Consider the following 8,351-nt stretch of genomic DNA (forward strand, 5'->3'; position numbering starts at 1 on the left):
CGTCCCACGTATCCCTGGACCTTGCAGAGCGGCTTTTGCCGCTTGCTCACGAGAAAATCTTTCAGCGCCCGCGCAGGATCGCGTTCATGCTCGCGGGGTCGAGCGGTCCGTCGGCGGGCGGGGCGGCGGCGGGGTTGGCGGAAGGCGCCGCGCTCGCTTTGGGAGGTGTGTCTCCGGCGGGTGAGGCGGCGGCGACCGGGCGGCCCTGGCCGGCGGCGATCTCGGCGAGGATCGGGCTGCGCCCGAGAATCGCCGAGAGCCGCGTCGCCTTGTTGAAGCTCGACGGGTCCTTCGGGTCGAGGCCGCCCTCCTTGTGCAGGGCGATGCCGGCGACGGAGGCGTCGAACATCAGCGAGCCGGAGGAGCCGCCGAGCGTGTCGCAGCGGTGGCGCAGGTCCGGCCCCTCGGCCTGATCCTTCATCGCGAAGCAGCGGAAGCGGCTCATCACCTTGGGCCGCCCGAGGGGATGGTGGATCACCAGCATCGAGCGGTTGCCCGCCACCGCCGCGCCCGAGAGCCGGACGGTGCCGTAGGTGGCACTCGGATTTCCGGCCACACGGGCCAGCGCGTAGTCGAGTCGGGCATCGTGCTCGACGGGTTTCGGGTCGATCTCGAAGCGGCGCGATCCCTTCCCGTCCAGCGTCAGAAAATCCATCAGGATCGATGCCTTGACCGGGGTCAGGTCGCCCGATTGCGGCAGGCAATGGTGGTTGGTCAGCACGTAATCGCCGGGCAGTAGCGCCCCGGTGCAGGAGGCGCCGACCTGCTGGCCGGTGCGGGTGTTGCGCAGGACGATGTCGACGCGGCCGATCGGCCGGGCCAGCCCGGCGAGCCCGTCCTTCGGGTCGAGTTCGCTGATCGGCTCGAAGGCGCCCTTGTTCTGATCGACATAGGCCGCCGCGTCGCCGGTCGTCTGGCGAAGCGGAAGCTGCGCCCGGCCGTAATCGGCGGGGTCGAAGCCGACGCTTTGCGCCCCTGCGGGGCCGGCTGTGCAGAGGGCGAGCAGCAGGGCGGGGACCGGGATGGCCCGGCATCTCCGGCGAATCGGGGTCATCGTCTCCCTCCTCTGCGTCAGCATCTCAAAGCCCTGTCCCGAAAGGTGGCCACCGGCTTTCGGAGAAAGCCGATGCAAGGACAAAGGCCGCGAGCATCATCGGGTGTGGCTCCGCCATCAGCGCGTCAGCGCGTGGACGATCCGGCCGCCGGGCAGGGCGGTGCCCGGCTCCGGTTGAGCCTGGACCGCGTAGACGAGGTTCTGCCGGCCGCCTTCGCGCAGGAAGTAGCCTTGCGCTCCGTCCGCCAGTCGCACCGGGGGTAGGGCGGCAGCGCGCAGCTCCGGCCCGACTGCGAGCCGCAGCCCCGGTGCCGCCGCGATGGCGAGCCCGCACAGCTCCGGCACGAGCCGGGTCGCGGTGAGGCGGTCGCCGCTCTCCGGCGCGATGGGGCGGCGCTCGGGCTGCTCGGCGCCGAAGGCCACGCGGCGGCAGGACGAGCCCGGCGGCGCCCGCAATTCCTCGACGCGGATCGCGGCCGGCGTCTCGGTCGGAGGAGGGGAGGGCGGGGCGATCTCAGCCATGAGTGCGGGCATGGCCACGGGATCGGCCGAAGTAGCTCCGGCCGCCGGGTCAGCCGCACCGACAACGGGAGCCTGCCGGGCTCCGAGAGCGATGAACCCTCCGAGCGCGACGAGGCCGACAATCGCCGCGGCGCCTGCCGGAAGGGCGAGGCGGAGGACGCGCGGCCGCGGCTCCGGTGCGTTCGACGGGTTTGGCCGGGTCAGCGTCTCCACGGCCGCCGGAACATCGCGAGCCGGCAGGATGCGGGGCGCCTCGGCACGTTCGAGGGCGCGGAAGGCCGCCTCGGCCGGCTCCCGCTCCGGACCCTCCGGCAGCAGAACCGCGAGCGGCACGTCCGGCGCCTCGGCGAGCAGGGCATGGGAGCGCTCGATCTTGTCGAGGAGCGCGTAGTCGCCGGGCAGCACGGCGAGGTCGAGATCGACCGCGCCGGTGGCCCACAGGATCAGGTCGGCCTGCGCCGGCTCCGCGACGAAGCGGTGGCCGCGGGCGGCCAGGCCATGGGCGAGACAGACCGGCACCTCCCACGAGCGGCCGGCATCGAACGAGCCCGACAGGCGCAGTTCGTGCGGTCCGCCGGCATCGCCGCCGAGCCGGGCGACGGGACCGCCCGGTGCGCAGAGCCGGGCATAATCCGCCGACCAGGGCAGGGGGCGGTAATCGCCGTCGGCGAAGGCGGCGGGTGCCGGCAGGCCGGGTCGCGGGCTCAGAGACCGCAGGCGGAGCGGCCCCAGGGTCGTCGGGATGATGACGAGGATCGCGAGCCCAGTCATGCGGCTGCGATCCGCCGGGGCGCGGCCCGCTTCCTCACAACAGGAACACCGCGCAGGCCGGGTCGCGCAGCATGCGGCCGAGCCGGTCGGCTTCCGGCACCGACGGGTCGAGGGCGAGCAGGATCGCGCCATCGACCGGCGTGCCGAGATCGAGCCGCACCGCCTCGTCGTCGAGCCACGCCTCGATCCGTCGCGGCATTCCCTGCTCCGGTCCGCGCAGGATCAGGAGCGGCGGCGTGCCCTCCAGAATTTCCAGCTCGAACGGGCTGATCCGGCGCCGCGTCAGTGCCCCGTCCGAGGCCGCCGCGGCGAGGGGCGTGTAGGCCAGGGACTGCGCGCCGAGCAGGGTGCGGTAGCGGCGTGCAGTCTCCGGATCGGAGCGGATCGCCCGGACGACCACGAGATCGACGGGGCCGCCGGGCTCTCGGTTGGCATAGGCCCAAAGGGCGGCGTGGCTTAGCCGGACAACCGGAGCCTGCGCCCGCATCAGGGCGCGGGCGGCATGGATTTCTGCGAGCAGCCGGGCTTCGTCGCTCACGCGGCCGCCTCCCCGGCATAGGCCGCTGCGAAGGCGGCCGCGAAAACGGATCGGTCCGCCGCGAAGGCCACGTCCAGCGAGCGCTGCCGGGCCAGCGCCGCGAGCGCCCGTTCGAGCCGGTCGGCTTCTTCGGTGAGGCGCAGGAGCGCGGCTTGCGCAGCGGCAAAGCCCGCGGTGAGGGCGGCGCGGTCCTCGAAGCCGGCCCGGCGCACCCGGCGCAGATCCGCTTCGGCGGCCTCCAGCGCGGCCCGCACCTCCGGGGTGAGGCCGTCGCGCTCGGCGATGCGCAGGGCCGCCGCGATGCGCAGCATCCGAGCGAGATGCGCCGCGAGCGCGCCGGCCCGCTCCTGCAAAGCCGCGTAGCTCTCGGCCTCGGCGCAGCTCGCCCGCTCGGCGACCTCGGCCCCACCGCCGCCCCGGCGCAGGCGGTTGGCGATGCCCGATTGCACCCGGCCGAAGCTCGCTGCCCTCAACGTCGTCAGCGGGCGGGTGCGGTGGAACGGCTCCAGGCGCAGGAAGTCGGCGAGATCCTCGCGCTCGGCCCCGGTGAGGATCTTCGGGCCCTCCGGCCAGTCGGCGAGCAAGGCCGCCAGGGTCTCGGCCGGCTCGGCGGCGGCGAGATCGCCGAGCGCGGCGTCGAGCCGCTCCTCCCAGCCCGCATGCGCGTCGAGGGAGACGGGGGCTGACAGCCCGTCCAGACCGCCGACCAGATGCGCGCCCGCCTCGAAGGTCACGAAATGCTCGGCGATGGTGCGGAAGCCCGGCCGCTCGCCCGCTTCCATCTCGGTGCGCCAGAAGGCGAGGATGTCGTCGTCGCCGAAATCCTTGCGGCCCTCGAGGAAGCCGAGGATCGCGCGGAAGCGGCGCTCCAGCGGCGCCAGCGGCAGGTGGGCGTTGCGGTAGGCCGCGAGATGGCGGGCGAGGCGCTTCGCCAGAAAAGCCGCGCCCTCCGCATCGGAGGCGGCGGCGAGGTCGTCGATCCAGCCCGTGACGGCGGAAAACTGCGCCAGATCCTCGGCCGTCAGCACGAACTCGGCCAAAGCGAGCAGCCGCGCGAGGCCGGCCCAGCTCGTGCGCCACGCCTCGCCGAAGACCGGGCCGCGGGCGTCCGCCGGGATGGTTTCCGAGAAGCGCGCCGACACCGCCGTGCCAGTGGCGAGGCCGGGATCGAGCGCCAGGGTGACGAGGTCGCGCCCGTTCCGTGCAGCCGTTGCCTGGGCCAGGGCGGCCAGCGCGTGGGCGAGATCCCAGAGCGGCTTGTCGCGGTTCGGTCGCACGGCGCCGGTGACGACCCGGGCGAGCCAGGCACGGTCCTCGCGGGAGAGGTCGCGGCCGTCGCAGACGGCGGCCAGGTCGGCTGCGCAGCGCTCGTCGTATCCGCCGGTCATGCGCCTCCTCGGAGCACCGGCGCGGGCCGGCGGCTGCCGGCGTCCGGGCCGATGCGCTCGCGCGGCTTCCGCCACGCCCCTGCGCGCGCCACGATGACGCGGCGCGCATCGCGGTATCGATACCCCGAGCCCGAACATCCGTCACCCTCCCGCACCGCTCGGGGCGGCGCTTCCCTCATGGCACGGGCACTCATGGGACGGGCAGAGCGGAATCGGCAGGTGCTCAGGTGAGCAGGAAGACGAGGCTCGCGGCGATGACCAGAAACGTGAGCCAGATCAGGACAGGGCGCCGGCTCGCCGAGAACACGCGCAGGATCATGGTGAGCATCACCTGCGCGATCAGCAGGAGGCGCAGCAACCCCGTGAAGGTCCGCGCCGTGTGCGACCACGTGCGGTACTCGGGGAGGTAGCGCGCTTCCTCGCTCAGCGCGCCGGCCGCGGCGAGCGCGACGGTCAGAGCCGCCACGATCCCGAGCCGCCACCACGGGACGGTCTCTCCGACGGCCCGACGGCCCGGCGGCGCCAGAGGGCGGCGACCTCGCTCGCGTAGAAGCTGAGGACCGGTGTCACCGGCGCCGCCGCCACGATGAGTCACCGGACGGAGGCCAGCCTCGCGGCAAGAGCGGGGCCGCGCGCCAGCCGGACGACCCAGACGAGATGCGCGATGAGCACCCCCGTGAGCAGCGCGAGGGACATGGTGAGGAGCCAGAGCGCGGCGCCGAGGGCCGCGTCGTTGATGAACATGGTGCGGGCGGCTCCGGGACTGGGAGCGCCCGCCGCTAATTCGGCAGGATGTCGGCCGCGCGGGCGGTGGCGATCATCGCCTCGTGCATCGTCTTTAGGGCGGCGGCGACATCGGGCGCGAGCACGCCCGAGAAATTGAAGAAGGCTTGGTGCGCCGAGCCGTTCAGCATCTCCGCCTTGAAGATGCGCACGACGATGATCCACCCGTGCGCCTCCGGTAGCGCGGCCCGTATCTCGGCCGCCCCGGCCGCATCCAGGGAGAAGCGGTCGAAGTCCCGGCGCTCGTCGGACTTGAAGAACAGGTCGGGCATGCGCAGCGGCACCGCCCGGTTCTCCAGCGCCTTGGTCATCGGGTAATGCCGAAGGGCTTCGAGGTCGCAGCTCAGGGCCGGTGTGCAGACGGTGAGGAGGCAGGCCATCGCCAGCCCGAGCCACCGTCCCGAAAGGCGACCGCCGACACGTCGAAGACGGTGAGGCGGCAGTCCTGCTCTATGCCGTAGCGCCTTCGCCTTGACCGCCATGCCGGTCCTCGTCTCCCGCCGCTGCCCGAAGCCGCATCACCGCACCACGATCCGCGCGGTGGCCTCGGTCACGCCGGGCGTCGCGCGGATCTTGTCCAAGAGGTCGAGCACGTCGGGGGGCTGGAGCAGTTTCGCTTCGCCCTCCGCGCCCGGCGCCGCCGCGAGCCAGCGCTCGGCGAGTTCCGGCGGCAGGCCGCCCTCCACGCCGAAACAAGCGAACAGGTTCTCGAACGGCTCTCCCGCCACGATCTCGTCGAGGCCGTAGCCGCGCGGGTAGCGCTTCGCCTCGCCGGGTTTGAGCGGCTCGGCCGAAGCGGCGTTGCCGCGCACCGGCAGGGCAACGAAGGCGGTCTCGTCGGGTGCGACCACCCAGCAATAGAGGTTCTGCCGGGCGCGGGTCTCGATGCGCATCTCCAGCCGCTGCCCGGCCGCGAACGGCGTGGCGGTAGCCGCGACTGTGAGGCGCCCGGCATCGGTGCGGGCGGTCGCCGCCAGATGGTCGAGGAAGGGTCGTGGGGTCGGATCGCAGCCGAGCCCCTCGATCCCGATGCGTCGCCGACCCGTCGGTGCGAGTACCGCGCCGTCGCGCTGGAACTCCAGCTCCATCCAGGATTGCCGGCCCTGGTCGGTGAGGAAACGCCCGCGTGCGGTGATCGCGCCGGAGCAGGCGGTGCCGGGCAGGCGGCGGCGCACGTCGAGCCGCGCGCCCTTTAGGATGCGGTTGGCCGAGCGCGCCTCGGCGTCGAGGGCGATGACGAGGCGATCGGTGAGCGCCCCGGCGCAGGTCGAGTGGCCGCCCTCCGCCACGAAGGGACAGACCTCGACGGTGCTCGCATTCGGCGCGGCGCCGGCAAAGGCCTTCACCGCGCCCTCCATCACCGCGTCGATGTCGGCGACGCCGGCCCCGACGCGGATCGGCAGGATCACCGGTTCGCTCGTCGCCTTGCAGCCGGCGTTCCGGGTGATGGCCTGAAGGCGCAGGGCCGCGGTCTCGTCGGCCCGGCGCGGCTCCACCAGGAACACGCTGGCATCGCCCGAGAAGGCCGCGCGGATCTGCGCCTCGGCCTCCGCCCCCGACAGGCCGGTGGTGCCCTCGCGCAGCGCCTTGATCCGCACGACGTCGGCGGCGGCGGCGAGCCGCACCCGGCCGGTGGCCTGGAGCCTGCTCTCGACCGCGAGGCGCATCTCTTCGGCCTGCTCGCGCGAGAGCGCCGTCTGGCCCGGCTCGACGCCGACCACCGCCAGCGTCAGGTCGGGCCGCCTGGCGCAGGCCGCCACCGCATCGAGGAACGGGCTGAGGGTGGCGGTGGTCGGATCGGCGCGGGTGGCCGTGGGGAGAAGTAGCAGGGCGGCGAGGAGGAGCCTCATTCCGCCTCGTTCGCCCTTGCGTACTGATCGAGGGCGCGGACGAAGACCGGGTTGAAGCGGCCGTCGAGGGCGCCCGAGTAGTAATCCGCTTCCTTGACCGCGCGCTGCACGGTGCGGATCGTCTCCGGCTTCAGCTTCTGCGCCGCCGTGTCGGTGGCCGAGACCGAGGCCGCGCCGAGTTCGCCGCGCTTGAGCGCCCGCAGCACCATGTCGGCGGAGCGCGTGCCGGGGAAGTAGCGGCCGAAACCGTTGTCGATCAGCGTCGCCATCGTCGCCATGGCGATGGGATCGCCCTTGTCGGCCGCCTGCCGGAACAGGTCGAAACCCTGGCGCAGATCCTTCGGGAAACCGTAGGCGCCGGTGGCGTAGTGCGGCACCAGCTTCGAGATCGAGGGCACGTCGCCGCCCGCCACCGCGCGCTTGTAGAGCGCGACCGCCTCCGCCTCGTTCTTGGGGATGCCGTTGCCGTATTCGAGCATCCGCGCGGCGTTGGCGAGCGCCACCACGTTGCCGCCGTCCCCGGCCTGCCGGTAGAGCCGGAACGCCTCGGCCTGCCCGCGCTTCACCCCCTGGCCGTTCTCGTAAAGCGCAGCGAGGTTGTTCATTGCCGAGATGCTGCCGGCCTTGGCTGCCCGGTCGTAGGCGGCGAACGCCTCCTTGTAGCGGTCGGCCCGGTCATAGGCGCGGCCGAGCTGGTAGCTGAGGCGGCGCAGTTGCGGATAGGCCGCCGCCGCCCCGCGGCAGGCCTCGATGGAAGCGGACGCTTCGATCCGCCCGAGCTTCATCCCCGGTACGCCGTTCGGCCGGTCGGGATCGTCGGTGCCGGCGGCGAGTTCGTCGCAGCGCTTCACACGCGGATCGGTGCTCGGATTGGCGCCGCCGAGATAGCCCTCCGCGAGGCTGCGGTAGGCGCAAGTCTCGCCGCAGGAATCGAGATAAGCCTGATACTGCCGCTGGCCCCCGAACTTCGCCCAGTTCTCCTGGTCGATCGCTGCCGCGTCGCGCTTGCGGCCGGCGAGCAGCCGGTCCATCGCCTGCGGGCGATAGGCACACGTTTCGCCGCAATTTCCAACATAGGCTTCGAACGCCTCGCGGGTGCCGAGGCTCTCGGCACGTCGCCAGGCCGCCTCGTCGCGGATCGCCGCGACGCCGCCGGCCACCCCTGCGACGGGGAGCGAGGCTTTCACCACGATCGGCGCGTCGTCGATCTCCGGTATCTGCTCCCGGCCCGAGGCGCGGCGCGCCGCCTCCTCGACCTCGCGTCGCAGGTAGCCCTTCAACTCCGGCCACTGGATCAGCCCATCGCCGTTGCCGGGTCCATCCCCCGCGTCGGCAAGCCCCGAGACGCCCATCAGGAAGCGGCTCGTCAGCAGGCTGAGCTTGTTCGGCTCGTCCCAGTTCGCGGGCGTCGCGCCCGAGGTGGCCACAACGCGCACGATCCCGCT

At 72.9% G+C, this 8,351-nt stretch carries 9 protein-coding genes (1 of these 9 cut by a window edge); all 9 read right to left on the reverse strand.

All coding sequences use genetic code 11. The features are described from left to right. Positions 1 to 61: 61 nt before the first annotated feature. Positions 62 to 1,054, reverse strand: a complete 993-nt coding sequence (locus tag J2W78_RS01315; protein ID WP_253367336.1) for a trypsin-like serine peptidase — start codon at positions 1,052 to 1,054, stop codon at positions 62 to 64. A gap of 117 nt (positions 1,055 to 1,171) precedes the next feature. Next, a complete protein-coding gene (locus J2W78_RS01320) occupies positions 1,172 to 2,347 on the reverse strand; it encodes a hypothetical protein (protein ID WP_253367338.1) in 1,176 nt (391 codons plus the stop codon). Between the two features lie 34 nt (positions 2,348 to 2,381). Further along, positions 2,382 to 2,885, reverse strand: a complete 504-nt coding sequence (locus J2W78_RS01325) for a hypothetical protein (RefSeq protein ID WP_253367340.1) — start codon at positions 2,883 to 2,885, stop codon at positions 2,382 to 2,384. Next, positions 2,882 to 4,273 (reverse strand): hypothetical protein, encoded by a 1,392-nt coding sequence (locus J2W78_RS01330; RefSeq protein ID WP_253367342.1) that lies wholly within the window; start codon positions 4,271 to 4,273, stop codon positions 2,882 to 2,884. The genes J2W78_RS01325 and J2W78_RS01330 overlap by 4 nt, the downstream gene beginning before the upstream one ends. 223 nt (positions 4,274 to 4,496) lie before the next feature. Beyond that, entirely contained in the window at positions 4,497 to 4,739 is a 243-nt protein-coding gene (locus J2W78_RS01335) for a hypothetical protein (RefSeq protein ID WP_253367344.1), read from the reverse strand. Positions 4,740 to 4,864: 125 nt separating this feature from the next. Next, positions 4,865 to 5,017 (reverse strand): hypothetical protein, encoded by a 153-nt coding sequence (locus tag J2W78_RS01340; RefSeq protein WP_253367346.1) that lies wholly within the window; start codon positions 5,015 to 5,017, stop codon positions 4,865 to 4,867. Between the two features lie 35 nt (positions 5,018 to 5,052). Then, complete coding sequence (locus tag J2W78_RS01345) at positions 5,053 to 5,436, reverse strand: DMP19 family protein (protein WP_253367349.1); 384 nt, start codon at positions 5,434 to 5,436, stop codon at positions 5,053 to 5,055. 138 nt (positions 5,437 to 5,574) lie between these two features. Beyond that, positions 5,575 to 6,906: a hypothetical protein gene (locus tag J2W78_RS01350; protein WP_253367351.1), complete on the reverse strand. Its 1,332-nt coding sequence runs from the start codon at positions 6,904 to 6,906 to the stop codon at positions 5,575 to 5,577. Further along, positions 6,903 to 8,351 carry the 3' portion of a caspase family protein gene (locus J2W78_RS01355; protein WP_253367352.1) on the reverse strand. It continues 672 nt past the right edge of the window, so the window shows 1,449 of its 2,121 coding nt (coding positions 673–2,121); its start codon lies off the right edge, out of view; it ends in the stop codon at positions 6,903 to 6,905. Before J2W78_RS01355 ends, J2W78_RS01350 begins: the two co-directional genes overlap by 4 nt.

The organism is Methylorubrum extorquens, from assembly GCF_024169925.1.
Classification (GTDB): Bacteria; Pseudomonadota; Alphaproteobacteria; order Rhizobiales; family Beijerinckiaceae; genus Methylobacterium; species Methylobacterium extorquens_A.

Excerpts from the sequence above, each read along its gene's own strand:
- J2W78_RS01315 (WP_253367336.1), bottom strand. The coding sequence starts at position 1,054 with ATGACCCCGATTCGCCGGAGATGCCGGGCCATCCCGGTCCCCGCCCTG.
- J2W78_RS01320 (WP_253367338.1), bottom strand. The coding sequence starts at position 2,347 with ATGACTGGGCTCGCGATCCTCGTCATCATCCCGACGACCCTGGGGCCG.
- J2W78_RS01330 (WP_253367342.1), bottom strand. The coding sequence starts at position 4,273 with ATGACCGGCGGATACGACGAGCGCTGCGCAGCCGACCTGGCCGCCGTC.
- J2W78_RS01340 (WP_253367346.1), bottom strand. The coding sequence starts at position 5,017 with ATGTTCATCAACGACGCGGCCCTCGGCGCCGCGCTCTGGCTCCTCACC.
- J2W78_RS01345 (WP_253367349.1), bottom strand. The coding sequence starts at position 5,436 with ATGGCCTGCCTCCTCACCGTCTGCACACCGGCCCTGAGCTGCGACCTC.
- J2W78_RS01350 (WP_253367351.1), bottom strand. The coding sequence starts at position 6,906 with ATGAGGCTCCTCCTCGCCGCCCTGCTACTTCTCCCCACGGCCACCCGC.